General features: G+C 55.2%; 18 protein-coding genes. 10 read left to right on the top strand and 8 right to left on the bottom strand.

Annotation, left to right across the window (positions count from 1 at the left end; translation table 11 throughout):
- Position 1: 1 nt before the first annotated feature.
- Positions 2-1,501 (bottom strand): glutamate/gamma-aminobutyrate family transporter YjeM, encoded by a 1,500-nt coding sequence (yjeM, locus tag ACQG1K_RS01990; protein WP_367075394.1) that lies wholly within the window; start codon positions 1,499-1,501, stop codon positions 2-4.
- A gap of 178 nt (positions 1,502-1,679) precedes the next feature.
- Positions 1,680-2,657 (bottom strand): elongation factor P--(R)-beta-lysine ligase, encoded by a 978-nt coding sequence (gene epmA, locus ACQG1K_RS01985; protein WP_003855960.1) that lies wholly within the window; start codon positions 2,655-2,657, stop codon positions 1,680-1,682.
- A gap of 310 nt (positions 2,658-2,967) precedes the next feature.
- Between epmA and frdA the strand changes: the two genes are divergently transcribed.
- The 4 genes from frdA to frdD are packed head-to-tail and all read left to right on the top strand — an operon-like array spanning position 2,968 to position 6,261.
- Positions 2,968-4,758 carry a fumarate reductase (quinol) flavoprotein subunit gene (frdA, locus tag ACQG1K_RS01980; RefSeq protein ID WP_023299127.1) on the top strand — a complete coding sequence of 597 codons (1,791 nt, stop codon included), beginning with the start codon at positions 2,968-2,970 and terminating at the stop codon, positions 4,756-4,758.
- Positions 4,751-5,485, top strand: coding sequence for a succinate dehydrogenase/fumarate reductase iron-sulfur subunit (locus ACQG1K_RS01975; RefSeq protein WP_022646809.1), 735 nt, complete (start codon positions 4,751-4,753; stop codon positions 5,483-5,485). The genes frdA and ACQG1K_RS01975 overlap by 8 nt, the downstream gene beginning before the upstream one ends.
- A gap of 10 nt (positions 5,486-5,495) precedes the next feature.
- Positions 5,496-5,891 carry a fumarate reductase subunit FrdC gene (gene frdC, locus ACQG1K_RS01970; RefSeq protein ID WP_003855953.1) on the top strand — a complete coding sequence of 132 codons (396 nt, stop codon included), beginning with the start codon at positions 5,496-5,498 and terminating at the stop codon, positions 5,889-5,891.
- A 10-nt stretch (positions 5,892-5,901) separates the two neighbouring features.
- Complete coding sequence (gene frdD, locus ACQG1K_RS01965; RefSeq protein ID WP_126545665.1) at positions 5,902-6,261, top strand: fumarate reductase subunit FrdD; 360 nt, start codon at positions 5,902-5,904, stop codon at positions 6,259-6,261.
- Positions 6,262-6,290: 29 nt separating this feature from the next.
- Here the strand turns inward: frdD and ampR are convergent, their stop codons facing one another.
- Complete coding sequence (gene ampR / locus ACQG1K_RS01960) at positions 6,291-7,166, bottom strand: LysR family transcriptional regulator AmpR (protein ID WP_038415122.1); 876 nt, start codon at positions 7,164-7,166, stop codon at positions 6,291-6,293.
- A 132-nt stretch (positions 7,167-7,298) separates the two neighbouring features.
- Between ampR and blaACT the strand changes: the two genes are divergently transcribed.
- Together blaACT and ACQG1K_RS01950 are read left to right on the top strand one after the other, a co-directional pair.
- A complete protein-coding gene (gene blaACT, locus ACQG1K_RS01955; protein ID WP_058647079.1) occupies positions 7,299-8,444 on the top strand; it encodes an ACT family cephalosporin-hydrolyzing class C beta-lactamase in 1,146 nt (381 codons plus the stop codon).
- A gap of 157 nt (positions 8,445-8,601) precedes the next feature.
- Complete coding sequence (locus ACQG1K_RS01950; RefSeq protein WP_367075391.1) at positions 8,602-9,132, top strand: lipocalin family protein; 531 nt, start codon at positions 8,602-8,604, stop codon at positions 9,130-9,132.
- On the opposite strand, the gene sugE is transcribed toward ACQG1K_RS01950, so the two are convergent.
- Positions 9,129-9,446 carry a quaternary ammonium compound efflux SMR transporter SugE gene (gene sugE, locus ACQG1K_RS01945; protein ID WP_015572453.1) on the bottom strand — a complete coding sequence of 106 codons (318 nt, stop codon included), beginning with the start codon at positions 9,444-9,446 and terminating at the stop codon, positions 9,129-9,131. The two genes, ACQG1K_RS01950 and sugE, sit on opposite strands and share 4 nt — an antisense overlap.
- A gap of 262 nt (positions 9,447-9,708) precedes the next feature.
- Here sugE and ACQG1K_RS01940 point away from each other — a divergent pair, with 262 nt between their 5' ends.
- Positions 9,709-10,308, top strand: a complete 600-nt coding sequence (locus ACQG1K_RS01940) for a response regulator transcription factor (protein ID WP_426720964.1) — start codon at positions 9,709-9,711, stop codon at positions 10,306-10,308.
- Between the two features lie 37 nt (positions 10,309-10,345).
- On the opposite strand, the gene ecnB is transcribed toward ACQG1K_RS01940, so the two are convergent.
- The 3 genes from ecnB to efp all read right to left on the bottom strand — a co-directional run bounded on the left by ecnB (position 10,346) and on the right by efp (position 11,356).
- A complete protein-coding gene (gene ecnB / locus ACQG1K_RS01935) occupies positions 10,346-10,492 on the bottom strand; it encodes a lipoprotein toxin entericidin B (protein WP_006178941.1) in 147 nt (48 codons plus the stop codon).
- Between the two features lie 108 nt (positions 10,493-10,600).
- Positions 10,601-10,732 (bottom strand): entericidin A/B family lipoprotein, encoded by a 132-nt coding sequence (locus ACQG1K_RS01930; RefSeq protein ID WP_426720965.1) that lies wholly within the window; start codon positions 10,730-10,732, stop codon positions 10,601-10,603.
- A 57-nt stretch (positions 10,733-10,789) separates the two neighbouring features.
- The gene (gene efp, locus ACQG1K_RS01925; RefSeq protein ID WP_003855940.1) at positions 10,790-11,356 is read right to left on the bottom strand and encodes an elongation factor P; all 567 of its coding nucleotides are present in this window, start codon (positions 11,354-11,356) and stop codon (positions 10,790-10,792) included.
- Between the two features lie 40 nt (positions 11,357-11,396).
- On the opposite strand from efp, the gene epmB reads away from it, so the two are divergent.
- On the top strand, positions 11,397-12,425 hold the full coding sequence (gene epmB, locus ACQG1K_RS01920; RefSeq protein ID WP_022646803.1) for an EF-P beta-lysylation protein EpmB: 1,029 nt from the start codon (positions 11,397-11,399) through the stop codon (positions 12,423-12,425).
- Between the two features lie 65 nt (positions 12,426-12,490).
- Here epmB and ACQG1K_RS01915 read toward each other — a convergent pair whose 3' ends face one another.
- Positions 12,491-12,844 (bottom strand): DUF4156 domain-containing protein, encoded by a 354-nt coding sequence (locus tag ACQG1K_RS01915; RefSeq protein WP_022646802.1) that lies wholly within the window; start codon positions 12,842-12,844, stop codon positions 12,491-12,493.
- 234 nt (positions 12,845-13,078) lie between these two features.
- Between ACQG1K_RS01915 and ACQG1K_RS01910 the strand changes: the two genes are divergently transcribed.
- Complete coding sequence (locus tag ACQG1K_RS01910) at positions 13,079-13,726, top strand: nucleoside recognition domain-containing protein (RefSeq protein WP_032625166.1); 648 nt, start codon at positions 13,079-13,081, stop codon at positions 13,724-13,726.
- Complete coding sequence (locus ACQG1K_RS01905) at positions 13,723-14,184, top strand: YjiG family protein (protein ID WP_022646800.1); 462 nt, start codon at positions 13,723-13,725, stop codon at positions 14,182-14,184. Before ACQG1K_RS01910 ends, ACQG1K_RS01905 begins: the two co-directional genes overlap by 4 nt.
- The last annotated feature ends 55 nt before the right edge of the window (positions 14,185-14,239 follow it).

Below are 14,239 nucleotides of genomic sequence, written 5' to 3'. Positions count from 1 at the left end.
GCTATGCCACTTCTGCCACGCAGGTCATCATGCGGCGGCGGTAGTTCTCATAAATCCCCATTGCCAGCAGCGAGAAGAAGATCGGTCCGCCAACCATCCACAGCGTGCTGCTCCAGTCATTTGCCTCAACCACGGGCTGAATGACGGTAAAGATGTTGGCGAACGCGACGACCAGCACCACAACAGTGGTCGCCAGCAGCGTCGCCACGCGGGTTTTGAAGATCACAAACGGTCGCTCCAGATCCCGCTTCGCCTTAAAGAACGGGAACGCCAGCGCCAGGAATAGGTACGGAAGCGTCATCGATACGTTTGCCATCAGGGTCAGCTTGTTATAGAACGCCGACGCGGTATCGCCGCCAAAGGACACCAGCAGAATGAACACGCACACCAGCAGGCACTGCATCCACATTGCGTTGGCAGGCATACCGGCAGCGTTCAGCTGCGTCATACGTGCGGGCCACAGCGCCTTTGGCGTCCCCTGAATAATCGCTTTCAGCGGCGAGTAGATCAGCGTGAAGAACGCGCCAGTATAGGCGAGGAACATCGACAAACCGGTAATCCGCGCAAACCAGATCCCCAGGGTGGCCGACGTTTCCGGCGCGAGATCCATGGCGTTGCCCAGCGTCACCCCCAGGCTTTTCATCAACACGTAGGTAATGTTGCCGAGGTTGGTGGTGTTATTGCTCAGTACCTGCTGCCAGTTGGTGCTGACGCCCCAGAGGAAAATCGCCAGCGAGTAGCCAATGGAAATGACGATGGCGGCAAAGATAATGCCTTTGGCGAAGTTCTTTTCCGGGTTTTCGGTTTTATCGACCAGCCCGCCCACGGCTTCAATTCCACCGTAAGCAAAGATGGCAAACACCACGAAGGAGAGCATGGCCAGCCCGGACTGGTAACCCGGATTAGGCGATGAAACGAAGTTGACTTCCTGTGCGAAATGCCCGCCGTTCAGGCACAGAATAGCGATACTGACCAGCAGCAGCACCAGGTTCAGGCACATCACGGAAATTCCGCCAACGGCAGTGATACGGGCAATTTTGTTGATGCCTTTCGAGGCCACCCGCGTGACAACCACCATCCAACACACCGCCAGAATACCGACCACCTGTGTGGAACTCAGCCCCGCCAGAGACCAGACCTGCGTTTTATCCGCACCGAAGAGAAACGTTGAGAACGGCACCCAGACCTTGGCCGCCGTGCTGACCATCCAGACGACATAGGATGAAAACCACATGAACGTACCGATAAACGCATAACGCGGACCGACGCTGTTGTTCATCCACGAATAGATGCCGCCTTCTTCTTTCCTGTACGCCGACCCCATCTCCGCCATCATTAGCGCAAACGGAATAAAGAAGAACAGCGCGGAAACGATATAAAACGGCGTCGCGCTGTAGCCCATCAGATAAAACGCGGACGGGCTATTGGCAAAGCCAAAAACTGACGTAAAAATCATCAGGATGAGCCCGGTAAGGGTCATTTTTTTGATTGAGTGAGACATATAACCATCCGAAACGGAATTAAACTGCGCGGATGGTAGCAGATGACCTGACAAATATTGTGTCTATCCGAGTCAAATTAAGAAAAAGCCCCGTGCATAGAGAAGATAGTAGTTTTTAATGTGGCAGAGTTAAATGACCAAGTAGGCCGGGTAAGCGACAGCGCCACCCGGCAATCCTTTATGCGCGATCGACCGTAAAGGCAATCACATCGCCCAGTTGTTCTGCGCCCAGCGCCAGCATGACCAGGCGATCCACACCCAGCGCCACGCCGGAGCAGTCCGGCAGACCGGCTTTAAGCGCTTCCAGCAGGTTGGTGTCAATCGGCTGCTGCGGCAGACCGCGCGCGTTGCGCTTGCGGTTATCCTGCTCGAAACGCTGTTGCTGTTCGCGCGCGTCGGTCAGCTCATGGAAACCGTTCGCCAGCTCGATGCCTTTAAAGTACACCTCAAAGCGCTCCGCCACGCGGTGATCTTCGGTGCTGATCTGCGCCAGTGAAGCCTGGCTGGCCGGGAAGTGATAGACAAACGTCGGACGATCTTTGCCAATCTGCGGTTCAACACCAAAGGTGAACAGCAGTTGCAGCAGCGTGTCGCGATCCTCTTCGTTATCCGCCACGTTGCTCAGATCCAGTTTTGCCGCCACTTCACGCAGCTGTGTTTTATCAGCCGACAGCGGATCAATTTCCAGATGACGCTGGAAGGCCTGCTGATAGGAGAGCGTTTCAGCTTCCGCACAATCCAGCACCTGTTGGAGCAGATCGTCGACTTCGTTCATCAGACGATACATGTCGTAGTGCGGGCGGTACCACTCCAGCATAGTGAATTCCGGATTATGGTGTCGGCCCATCTCTTCATTACGGAAGCTACGGCACAGCTGATAGACCGGACCACACCCGGCCGCCAGCAGACGCTTCATATGGTATTCCGGGCTGGTCATCAGATACAGATTCATGCCCTGAGAGTGGCCTGGGCCAACAAAACGGGTTTCAAACGGGACCAGATGAATATCCGTGACCGTCGCCTGACTCATGCACGGCGTTTCCACCTCCAGGACGCCGCGATCCGCAAAGAAGCGGCGGATCTCCGCCATAATTGCTGCGCGCTTTAGCAGGTTTGGAATGGATGCGCTCGGCTGCCAGGTGGCCGTTTCGCTCATGAGTTATTTCTCCGTTTTCAGACAAGGGCACGAAGTCTACTCGCAAGCCGGGGCAGAGACAAATTTTGCACAGTAAAAGCCCCTTTTCATTGCACAGAGAAATACTGTGACGCCATTCATTAATCACGATGATAAATCACCGCACAGAACAGCAAAAAAATCGAACACGTCAAATTTCCCTCACTTCTACGCGGTTATACTGTTTTACCCATAAAGGAGCAGTGGAATCGCTTCCGCAATCGTCCGTTCGGGCAGGTGAACGTCCTTTAGCTCATCACGTTGCGGGAAAACCAAAATCTGGAGGAATGTCGTGCAAACTTTTCAAGCCGATCTTGCCGTAATAGGCGCTGGCGGGGCTGGATTACGCGCTGCAATTGCTGCGGCACAAGCCAATCCGAACGCCAAAATCGCATTGATTTCAAAAGTCTATCCGATGCGCAGCCACACGGTAGCCGCAGAAGGAGGATCCGCCGCCGTCGCGCAGGATCATGACAGCTTCGAATACCATTTCCACGACACGGTTGCAGGGGGCGACTGGCTTTGCGAACAGGATGTCGTTGATTACTTCGTGCACCATTGCCCAACGGAAATGACCCAGCTGGAACAGTGGGGATGTCCTTGGAGCCGCCGTCCGGACGGGAGCGTCAACGTCCGCCGCTTCGGTGGCATGAAGATCGAACGCACCTGGTTTGCCGCCGATAAGACCGGCTTCCACATGCTGCACACCCTGTTCCAGACCTCCCTCCAGTTCCCACAAATCCAGCGCTTTGACGAACATTTCGTTCTCGACATTCTGGTCGACGACGGTCATGCGCACGGACTGGTAGCAATGAACATGATGGAAGGCACGCTCGTCCAGATCCGCGCTAAGGCGGTGGTGATGGCAACGGGCGGTGCGGGCCGCGTATACCGCTACAACACCAACGGCGGCATCGTCACCGGTGACGGTATGGGCATGGCGCTCAGCCACGGCGTCCCGCTGCGTGATATGGAGTTCGTCCAGTATCACCCAACCGGCCTGCCGGGCTCCGGTATTCTGATGACGGAAGGCTGCCGCGGCGAGGGCGGTATTCTGGTCAACAAAAACGGCTATCGCTATTTGCAGGATTACGGCATGGGTCCGGAAACCCCGCTTGGCGAGCCGAAAAACAAATACATGGAACTCGGCCCACGCGACAAAGTCTCTCAGGCTTTCTGGCACGAGTGGCGCAAAGGCAATACCATCTCAACGCCGCGCGGCGACGTGGTACATCTCGACCTGCGTCATCTCGGCGAGAAGAAACTGCTGGAGCGTCTGCCGTTTATCTGCGAGCTGGCGAAAGCCTATGTGGGCGTCGACCCGGTGAAAGAGCCGATCCCGGTGCGTCCAACCGCGCACTACACCATGGGCGGTATCGAAACCGACCAGCAATGCGAAACCCGTATCAAAGGGCTATTTGCGGTGGGTGAGTGTTCCTCCGTCGGTCTGCACGGCGCAAACCGTCTGGGCTCGAACTCGCTGGCTGAGCTGGTGGTCTTTGGTCGCATGGCGGGCGAACGCGCGATGGAGCGTGCCGCAACGGCAGGTGAAGCTAACAGCGCGGCGCTGGATGCGCAGGTTGCAGACATCGAAAAACGCCTGAAAGGCCTGGTGAACCAGGAAGGTAACGAAAACTGGTCGAAGATCCGCGACGAAATGGGGCTGTCGATGGAAGAAGGCTGCGGGATCTACCGTACGCCAGAGCTGATGCAGAAAACCGTCGACAAGCTGGCGGAACTCCAGGAACGCTTCAAGCGCGTGCGCATCACCGACACCTCCAGCGTCTTCAATACCGACCTGCTCTATACCATTGAACTGGGCCACGGCCTGAACGTCGCAGAGTGTATGGCCCATTCTGCCCTGGCGCGTAAAGAGTCCCGCGGCGCGCACCAGCGTCTGGATGAGGGCTGCACCGAACGTGACGACATCAATTTCCTTAAACATACTCTCGCCTGGCGCGATGCGGATGGTACCACCCGGCTGGACTACAGCGACGTGAAAATCACTACGCTGCCACCGGCGAAACGCGTGTACGGTGCAGAAGCAGAAGCCGCCGATAAGAAGGAGAAGGCGAATGGCTGAGATGCAAAAACTGAAAGTTGAAGTGGTGCGCTACAACCCGGAAGTGGACGCCGCGCCGCACAGCGCTTTCTATGAAGTCCCTTACGACGAGCAAACCTCCCTGCTGGATGCGCTCGGCTATATCAAAGATAACCTGGCCCCGGACCTGAGCTACCGCTGGTCCTGCCGCATGGCAATCTGCGGCTCCTGCGGCATGATGGTCAACAAAGTGCCGAAGCTGGCGTGTAAAACTTTCCTGCGTGATTACACCAAGGGCATCAAGGTTGAAGCGCTGGGCAACTTCCCGATTGAGCGCGATCTGGTGGTCGACATGACCCACTTTATCGAAAGCCTCGAAGCGATTAAGCCGTACATCATCGGCAACCCGCGCACGCCGGATCAGGGGCCAAACACCCAGACGCCCGCGCAGATGGCGAAATACCATCAGTTTTCCGGCTGCATCAACTGCGGCCTGTGCTACGCCGCCTGTCCACAGTTTGGCCTGAACCCTGAGTTTATCGGCCCGGCCGCCATTACTCTGGCGCACCGCTATAACGAGGACAGCCGCGACCACGGCAAAAAAGAACGTATGGCACAGCTTAACGGCCAGAACGGGGTCTGGACCTGCACGTTTGTCGGTTACTGCTCCGAAGTCTGTCCGAAGCATGTCGACCCGGCCGCCGCTATTCAGCAGGGAAAAGTGGAAAGTTCGAAAGACTTTCTTATCGCTACCCTGAAACCACGCTAAGGAGTGCATGATGACGACTAAACGCAAAGCCTACGTGCGACCAATGCCGTCCACCTGGTGGAAAAAACTGCCGTTTTATCGCTTCTATATGCTGCGTGAAGGCACGGCTGTTCCCGCGGTCTGGTTCAGCCTCGAACTGATGTACGGGGTGTATGCCCTCAAGCACGGCCCGGAAGCCTGGGCCAGTTTTGTGGGTTTCCTGCAAAACCCAATCATCGTGGTTCTGAATCTGATTGTGCTCGCAGCCGCGCTACTGCATACCAAAACCTGGTTTGAACTGGCGCCAAAAGCAGCGAACATCATTGTAAAAGGCGAAAAAATGGGGCCAGAGCCGGTTATTAAAGGGCTCTGGGCAGTGACGGCCGTTGTCTCTGTGGTCATTCTGTTTGTCGCACTGTTCTGGTAAGGAGACTACTATGATCAATCCAAATCCAAAACGTTCAGATGAGCCGGTCTTCTGGGGGCTGTTTGGCGCAGGCGGCATGTGGAGCGCCATTATTGCCCCGGTCATTATCCTGCTGGTCGGGATCATGCTGCCGCTGGGGCTGTTCCCGGGCGATGCGCTGAGCTATGAGCGCGTACTGGCCTTTGCGAGCAGCTTTATTGGCCGGGTATTCATCTTCCTGATGATCGTCCTGCCGCTGTGGTGTGGTCTGCACCGTATCCACCATGCGATGCACGATTTGAAAATCCATGTGCCAAACGGTAAATGGGTCTTCTACGGTCTGGCAACCATTCTGACGGTCGTCACGTTGATTGCCGTGGTTACCATCTGACTGAACAGGCCCGCCATCCGGCGGGCTTTTTACTTTTTCATCTTCTCCACCAGCCACCGGGAAAATTCGCGCATGGCAGGCGTTTCTGCCCGGGATTGCAATCGGGTAAGCCAGTAACTGCCGAGCTCAATCTGCGTTGCAAAGGGCTGCACAATGCGCTCGCTGGCTAACAGATGGGTAAACATATCGACAGGCGCAATGGCAATACCTACCCCTGCCTGAGCGGCCTCCAGCATGGTCACGGACGAATCAAATACCATCACACGGTGCGTTGGCGAAGGGGGGTGCTCGCCGGCCGCCTGCATCCACGCGGTCCACTCGTCGCGTCGGTAGGAGCGCAGCAGCGTAAACCTGAGGATGTCGGCCGGACTGTGCAGACTGGCGGCGATATCGGGTGTACACAGCGGCGCGAGCGGCGCATGACAAAGAAATTCAGCCTCGGTGCCATGCCACGCCCCGCCACCGTAGCGGATCGTATAGTCAAGCCCTTCGGCAGCCGGATCAACGCGGTTGTTATGGGTGGAAAGCTGAAGATCGATGTGCGGATAGCCACGGCGAAAATCGTCCAGCTGTGAGAATAAAACCCCGATGGCAAACGTACCCACCACGCCGATTTTCAGCTTCTCCTGCGCACGATGGTTAGCGAAGCGATCCAGCATTCCGGCTATACGATCGAACGAATCATTCAGTACCGGCAGTAAGTTTTCTCCCTCGGTAGTCAACATCAGCCCGCGCGACACGCGAACGAACAGCTGACAGTTCAGGTGCTGCTCCAGCGTTTTCACATGCTGGCTAATGGCTGAATGGGTCACGTTCAGCTCAATGGCCGCATGCGTAAAGCTGAGATGTCTCGCGGCGGCTTCAAAGGCTCGAAGCGAATTGAGGGGGAGATAGCTTCGCGTCATGGTCTCTTCCGTTAGAAAAATTAACAGCTAATGCTAAATTTAACCGTTTGTCAGGCACAGTCAAATCCAACAGACTACGCCTGTCTGACGGGCCCGGACATCCCCTTGACTCGCTATTACGGAAGATTACTGATGATGAAAAAATCTCTTTGCTGCGCCCTGCTGCTCGGCATCTCTTGCTCTGCTCTCGCCGCGCCAGTGTCAGAAAAACAGCTGGCGGAGGTGGTCGCGAATACGGTTACCCCGCTGATGAAAGCCCAGTCGATTCCAGGCATGGCGGTGGCCGTTATTTATCAGGGTAAACCGCACTATTACACGTTTGGCAAAGCCGATATCGCGGCCAGCAAACCCGTTACGCCTCAGACTCTGTTCGAGCTGGGTTCTATAAGTAAAACCTTCACCGGGGTTTTAGGTGGGGATGCCATTGCTCGCGGTGAAATTTCGCTGGACGATCCGGTGACCAGATACTGGCCACAGCTGACGGGCAAGCAGTGGCAGGGGATTCGTATGCTGGATCTCGCAACCTACACCGCTGGCGGCCTGCCGCTACAGGTACCGGATGAGGTCACGGATAATGCCGCCCTGCTGCGCTTTTATCAAAACTGGCAGCCGCAGTGGAAGCCTGGCACAACGCGTCTTTACGCCAACGCCAGTATCGGTCTTTTTGGCGCGCTGGCGGTCAAACCTTCCGGCATGGGCTATGAGCAGGCCATGACGACGCGGGTCCTTAAGCCGCTCAAGCTGGACCATACCTGGATTAACGTTCCGAAAGCGGAAGAGGCGCATTACGCCTGGGGCTATCGTGACGGTAAAGCGGTGCGCGTTTCGCCGGGAATGCTGGATGCACAAGCCTATGGAGTGAAAACCAACGTGCAGGATATGGCGAACTGGGTCATGGCAAACATGGCGCCGGAGAAGGTTGCTGATGCCTCACTTAAGCAGGGCATCGCGCTGGCGCAGTCGCGCTACTGGCGTATCGGGTCAATGTATCAGGGTCTGGGCTGGGAGATGCTCAACTGGCCCGTGGAGGCCAACACGGTGATCGAGGGCAGCGACAGTAAGGTGGCGCTGGCACCGCTGCCCGTGGCAGAAGTGAATCCACCGGCTCCCCCGGTCAAAGCGTCCTGGGTCCATAAAACGGGCTCTACTGGCGGGTTTGGCAGCTACGTGGCCTTTATTCCTGAAAAGCAGATCGGTATTGTGATGCTCGCGAATAAAAGCTATCCGAACCCGGCACGCGTTGAGGCGGCATACCATATCCTCGACGCGCTACAGTAAAACATTGCGGGTGGCGCTGCGCTTACCCGGCCTACACAACGCATGAACTTTGTAGGCCGGGTAAGGCGAAGCCGCCACCCGGCAAAACACCCTGCACAATCTCCCGCATTTTCCCTGCTGTCATCTACACTTAACAAAAAACAGTAAGGAAACTCCTATGCGCATTCTGCCTGTTATTGCCGCAGTAACAGCCGCGTTTTTAGTGGTTGCTTGCAGTTCTCCTACTCCTCCGCCTGGCGTCACGGTAGTCAGTAATTTCGACGCACAGCGCTTCCTCGGCACCTGGTATGAAATCGCCCGACTGGACCATCAGTTCGAACGGGGCTTAGAAAAAGTCACGGTCAGCTACAGCGCGATGGATGACGGCGGGATCCGGGTCATTAACCGCGGCTATAACCCGGATCGCCAGATGTGGCAGCAGTCAGTTGGTCAGGCCTATTTCACCGGCGCATCTAACCGCGCGGCCATGAAAGCCTCTTTCATCGGCCCATACTATGGCGGGTATAACGTCATTGCGCTGGACAGAGAGTACCGCCACGCGCTGGTCTGTGGGCCGGATCGCAACTATCTGTGGCTCCTCTCACGCACGCCAACGATCTCGGCGGAAATGAAACAGCAGATGCTGGAGATAGCGACCCGGCAAGGGTTTGATGTGACGAAGTTAATCTGGGTAAAACAGCCGCATTAGTGCGTACTGAGTTTTAACCCGATGATACCCGCGACAATCAACGCGAGGCTGGCGATGCGCGCCAGACTCGCAGACTCCCCCAGCAGCAGAATGCCGGTAATGGCAGCCCCTACCGCGCCAATTCCCGTCCAGACAGCGTAAGCTGTGCCGACCGGTAAGGTTCGCATCGCCCATGAAAGCATGACGATACTGACAATCATTGCGGCGATAGTGATGACGCTGGGCGTCAGGCGGGTAAAACCGTGTGTGTATTTCAGACCAATTGCCCATACCACTTCGAGCAAACCAGCAATAACAAGAACGATCCAGGACATTTCAGGCTCCTTAACTTAAAGACAAGTTGGGGCCGTCCCCGATGAGTGAAGCGCTTACGGGTCGTCCCGCAAGGCAGAAGTTGCGCCTTATATTTTGGTTAGCGTGGAATTTTTTTTCAAACTTTTTCTGCTGAACACCTTAAAGCAAGAAATAGCCTCAGTAAGGCACGTAGTTCAGGCATTTATGACTCATCCGACTTCTCTATGATGATAGGCTTTCTGATGGCAGGAAGCCAAACCACTAGCCGACTGCGAAAATTTTATGTTCAAAATTCTTTTGATTGACCGTTGTCACTTCACCCGCGCGGGATTTGAAGCATGGGTCAATCATTCAGACCTGTTTTCGGGTCATTTCGTCGTAACCGAGGTAAATAATCTTTTCCTCGCCAGAGAGCATATCCTGCAATGGAAACCTGCGCTGGTCATCGCTGATTTATCTGGCTTCCGGCAGGATCTACACCATTTTCAGCAGCTTTCCTCCCTGCTAATTGCCAGCGAAACACTGCCTTTTATTATGCTGCAATCAGGGCAGGAGCAGGAGATGACTGATTATCTGGCGCAGTTCCCGATATGGTCTTCGCTCTCCAAAAATACCGATCTGGAAGCACTGGCGGCGGTGATAAACGACGCGCTAACGTCATGCGCGAGCGCGGAGCTACCGAAAATGGCGGCACCGTTGCTGACGCGTCAGGAAGAAAGAGTTCTGACCTTGTGGATGGATGGTGCGAGCAACCAGAAAATTGCCAGCAATCTTCGCATTAACGGAAAAACGGTATACACGTACAAACGCAATATCCGCATGAAGCTGCATATGGATACGCGCTACTCGCCGTTTTTATCGCTACAGGAAGTGGAGAATTGACGGTACGGTGTAATAACTTGCCGTACCGTCGCTTACATTAGTTCTGAGCTTTAGTTGCTGCGCCAGAAATCGCGCTACCACCGTCGGAGATATCTTCCCCTACGCCACGGGTGGTGTTACATGCAGTCAGTACCGAAGAAAGCACCAGAACAGAAAAGATCGCTGCAATTGTTTTCTTAACCATAATATCTTCCTTTTATAGCCAAAGTTATTTTGTGTATAGCAACTTAAGAATAGACAAAATCTTGCCGTTTGACGGAAAAGGAAGAATTTTTAGGAAAATTAGACGGAATTAGCTGGCCGCATGGGAAATGATATGGCCGAGATCCTTGATATCTTCACCCACGCCACGCGCGGTGTTGCAGCCGGAGAGAATTGCGCTGGAGAGCGCTAACAGAAGCAGAATTTTAACGGTACGTTTCATCTTCCCTGCCTGCAAAATCAGGCGCAGCGGGCGCTGCGCCTTTAATCATGACGTAAATTACTTCACGCGGGATACGTATTCGCCGGAGCGGGTATCCACTTTGATCACTTCACCGATCTGTACGAACAGTGGCACTTTCACCACAGCGCCGGTAGACAGGGTGGCAGGCTTGCCGCCAGTACCTGCGGTATCACCTTTCAGACCTGGATCGGTTTCAACGATTTCCAGCTCAACGAAGTTCGGCGGCGTAACCGCGATAGGCTGACCGTTCCACAGGGTCACGATGCACTCAGCCTGATCCAGCAGCCACTTGGCGTTGTCGCCAATCGCTTTCGCGTCCGCAGACAGCTGCTCGAAGGTTTCGTTGTTCATGAAGTGCCAGAACTCACCGTCGTTGTACAGGTAAGTCAGGTTCATATCGACAACATCAGCGCCTTCAGCGGAGTCAGTAGATTTGAAGGTTTTCTCAACACGGGTACCGGTCAGCAGGCGGCGCAGCTTAACGCGCGCAAATGCCTGGCCTTTACCTGGTTTAACGAATTCGCTGGCTTCAACCGCGTACGGTTCGCCGTCCATCATGATTTTAAGACCAGCACGAAAATCGTTGCTATAGTACGTTGCCATAAGGCCCTCTAAATTTGTTAACTGGTAGCTAAGCCACAAAATGGCGCATATTGTAACCCTAAACACCCCGTCCAGAGAAGATTGGTTATCGCAACTTGCCGATGTAATCACCAGTCCTGATGAATTGCTGCGTCTTTTAGACCTCGAACAGCACGAAGCGTTGCGTGCAGGCCGTGAGGCGAAGCGCCTTTTCGCCCTGCGCGTTCCCCGCGCGTTTGTTGCCCGAATGGAAAAGGGTAACCCTGATGATCCATTATTAAAACAAACGCTGACCTCTCAGGATGAGTTTATTACCGCCCCCGGATACAGCACCGATCCGCTGGAAGAGCAGAACAGTGTTGTACCGGGTTTACTGCATAAATACCGCAATCGTGCCCTGCTGCTGGTTAAGGGCGGGTGCGCGGTAAATTGCCGCTATTGCTTCCGTCGCCACTTCCCGTACGCCGAAAACCAGGGCAATAAGCGCAACTGGCAGGTGGCGCTGGACTACATCGCAGCGCATCCGGAACTGGATGAAATCATCTTTTCCGGCGGCGACCCGCTGATGGCAAAAGATCATGAGCTGGACTGGCTGCTGACTCAACTTGAGACCATCCCGCACATTAAGCGTCTGCGCATTCACAGCCGTTTACCGATCGTCATCCCGGCGCGTATCACCGACGCCCTGGTCACGCGCCTGGAGCAGTCCCGTTTACAGGTGCTGCTGGTAAACCATATCAACCATGCAAATGAAATTGACGCGGACTTTCGTGCGGCGATGACGCGTATGCGAATGGCAGGCGTGACGCTGCTCAACCAGAGCGTATTACTGCGCGGCGTGAACGACAGCGCCCACGTGTTGGCCGATCTCAGCAATGCCTTATTTGATGCGGGCGTAATGCCCTATTACCTGCATGTTCTGGATCGCGTCCAGGGCGCGGCGCACTTCATGGTGACGGATGAAGAGGCCCGGAAGATTATGCGCGAGCTGTTAACGCTGGTTTCAGGTTATATGGTGCCGAAGCTGGCACGTGAGATTGGCGGAGAGCCGAGTAAGACGCCGCTGGATTTGCAGCTGCGGCAGCAGTAAAAAAAGCAGGTGGCGCTACGCTTACCTGCCTACAGGTAAAGCGGCAGCGCCATCAAAATGTTATATCAGTTCGGGCACTTATAGACCTGGCCGTTCATCTGGCTGGCGGTTGGCACAAAGCTGGACAGCATACCCTGCGTCGGGCTGCTTACCCCGTAAATCACGTTGCCGCCCATTGCCGCAGCCTGATTACGCAGGGCATTGGCCGCACCGCGCATAGAGCCGCCCTCCTCGCCGTGCTGCCCTGACATCCAGTTGCTTTGCTCGCCAGAGGCGGTGCCTAACAGCTGGCATTCGCTGCCCGGCTTATCTTCCACAAAGCGAACGCTCTGGCCCGCTGCCGTCAGCTCATTGCTGGTGCTACAACCCGCCAGCAGCAATGCTGCACCTACAATCCCTGCACAGACTTTTATGCGCATGTTATTCCTCGTTTTCAATAAGCTGGACAGTAGTTGTCCGCGTGTAAACCTTATACTAAAAAGATGACCAAAAGAAAAATGCTGAGCATTTCTGCGAGCCAGATTCCGCTGGCACTCCTCCGACATCTTAAATGAATTCTGATAATAACCTTTGGGATATCGTGTTTTAGCCCCCGATCGTTTTTAGTGATGCGACGTACAACTTTTGTACGGGACTAAAAAAAAGGGGGTTTCATGAGTGCATCATCCTCAGGAGAGGAAAAAGTAACCTGGGTGGGCTATCTGGCGTTCGTGCTCACCATCGTATTTTTCTCAGGTTTTTTCGCCAAAAGTACTGAATGGTGGCGCATGCTGGATTTTACCGTCCTGAACGGCAGCTTTGGACCGGTGAACGGCGCCCTAACGTTTCGCGGCGAGGGTGGCACAGGAGCGAAAGACGGTTTTTTGTTTGCCCTTGAACTGGCGCCCTCGGTCATTTTATCGCTCGGGATCATTGCCGTTACCGAGGGGCTGGGCGGGCTGCGCGCCGCACAACAGCTCATGACGCCCATTCTGCGCCCGCTGCTCGGCGTGCCGGGCATCTGCTCTCTGGCGCTTATCGCCAACCTGCAAAATACCGATGCAGCCGCAGGGATGACCAAAGAGTTGACCGACGAAGGGGCGATTACTGACCATGAACGCGCCATTTTCGCCACCTTCCAGACCAGCGGTAGCGCCATTATTACCAACTATTTTTCTTCCGGTGCCGCACTTTTTACCTTTATTACCGTCCCGGTGATCGCGCCGCTGGCGGTCATTCTGGTATTTAAATTTGTTGGCGCCAACTTCCTGCGGCTGTGGATCGCCCACATGGAAGTTCGTCGCGTTCAGGAGGAAAAATGATCGCCCAGACGCGTAAAAATATCATGGACTTGTTTATCGATGGCGCCCGCCGCGGCTTTACCATCGCCACCACCAGCCTGCTGCCGAACGTGGTCATGGCGTTTGTCATCATTCAGGCGCTTAAGGTGACCGGCCTGCTGGATATTGTCGGCAGGGTATGCGAGCCCATCATGGCCCTGTGGGGGCTTCCGGGTGCGGCGGCAACGGTACTTCTGGCCTCGGTGATGAGCATGGGCGGCGGCGTGGGGGTTTGCGCCAGCCTGGTCGTCGCCGGCACGCTCAGCGGCCATGATGCCACCATCCTGCTGCCCGCCATCTACCTGATGGGCAATCCGGTGCAAAACACGGGCCGCTGCCTCGGCACCGCGGGCGTGAACCCGAAATATTACCCGCACATCATCGCTGTCTGCGTTATCAACGCCTTGCTCTCGATGTGGGTGATGCAGCTACTCTTCTGAGGAGATAAAAATGGATTTTTCAGTGCTGGAACCGCATCTCTTCCGCCATGCACAT

It is taken from the genome of Enterobacter cloacae complex sp. 402C9 (assembly GCF_050030745.1).
Taxonomy (GTDB): domain Bacteria; phylum Pseudomonadota; class Gammaproteobacteria; order Enterobacterales; family Enterobacteriaceae; genus Enterobacter; species Enterobacter intestinihominis.
The sequence above is the reverse complement of the archived record's forward strand: the minus strand, read 5'-3'. Positions and strand labels throughout refer to the sequence as shown.

Bases quoted from the DNA above. Each gene is read 5' to 3' on its own strand.
- yjeM (WP_367075394.1), bottom strand. From the start codon at position 1,501: ATGTCTCACTCAATCAAAAAAATGACCCTTACCGGGCTCATCCTGATG.
- epmA (WP_003855960.1), bottom strand. From the start codon at position 2,657: ATGAGCGAAACGGCCACCTGGCAGCCGAGCGCATCCATTCCAAACCTG.
- ACQG1K_RS01975 (WP_022646809.1), top strand. From the start codon at position 4,751: ATGGCTGAGATGCAAAAACTGAAAGTTGAAGTGGTGCGCTACAACCCG.
- frdC (WP_003855953.1), top strand. From the start codon at position 5,496: ATGACGACTAAACGCAAAGCCTACGTGCGACCAATGCCGTCCACCTGG.
- frdD (WP_126545665.1), top strand. From the start codon at position 5,902: ATGATCAATCCAAATCCAAAACGTTCAGATGAGCCGGTCTTCTGGGGG.
- ampR (WP_038415122.1), bottom strand. From the start codon at position 7,166: ATGACGCGAAGCTATCTCCCCCTCAATTCGCTTCGAGCCTTTGAAGCC.
- blaACT (WP_058647079.1), top strand. From the start codon at position 7,299: ATGATGAAAAAATCTCTTTGCTGCGCCCTGCTGCTCGGCATCTCTTGC.
- ACQG1K_RS01950 (WP_367075391.1), top strand. From the start codon at position 8,602: ATGCGCATTCTGCCTGTTATTGCCGCAGTAACAGCCGCGTTTTTAGTG.
- sugE (WP_015572453.1), bottom strand. From the start codon at position 9,446: ATGTCCTGGATCGTTCTTGTTATTGCTGGTTTGCTCGAAGTGGTATGG.
- ACQG1K_RS01940 (WP_426720964.1), top strand. From the start codon at position 9,709: ATGTTCAAAATTCTTTTGATTGACCGTTGTCACTTCACCCGCGCGGGA.
- ecnB (WP_006178941.1), bottom strand. From the start codon at position 10,492: ATGGTTAAGAAAACAATTGCAGCGATCTTTTCTGTTCTGGTGCTTTCT.
- ACQG1K_RS01930 (WP_426720965.1), bottom strand. From the start codon at position 10,732: ATGAAACGTACCGTTAAAATTCTGCTTCTGTTAGCGCTCTCCAGCGCA.
- efp (WP_003855940.1), bottom strand. From the start codon at position 11,356: ATGGCAACGTACTATAGCAACGATTTTCGTGCTGGTCTTAAAATCATG.
- epmB (WP_022646803.1), top strand. From the start codon at position 11,397: ATGGCGCATATTGTAACCCTAAACACCCCGTCCAGAGAAGATTGGTTA.
- ACQG1K_RS01915 (WP_022646802.1), bottom strand. From the start codon at position 12,844: ATGCGCATAAAAGTCTGTGCAGGGATTGTAGGTGCAGCATTGCTGCTG.
- ACQG1K_RS01910 (WP_032625166.1), top strand. From the start codon at position 13,079: ATGAGTGCATCATCCTCAGGAGAGGAAAAAGTAACCTGGGTGGGCTAT.
- ACQG1K_RS01905 (WP_022646800.1), top strand. From the start codon at position 13,723: ATGATCGCCCAGACGCGTAAAAATATCATGGACTTGTTTATCGATGGC.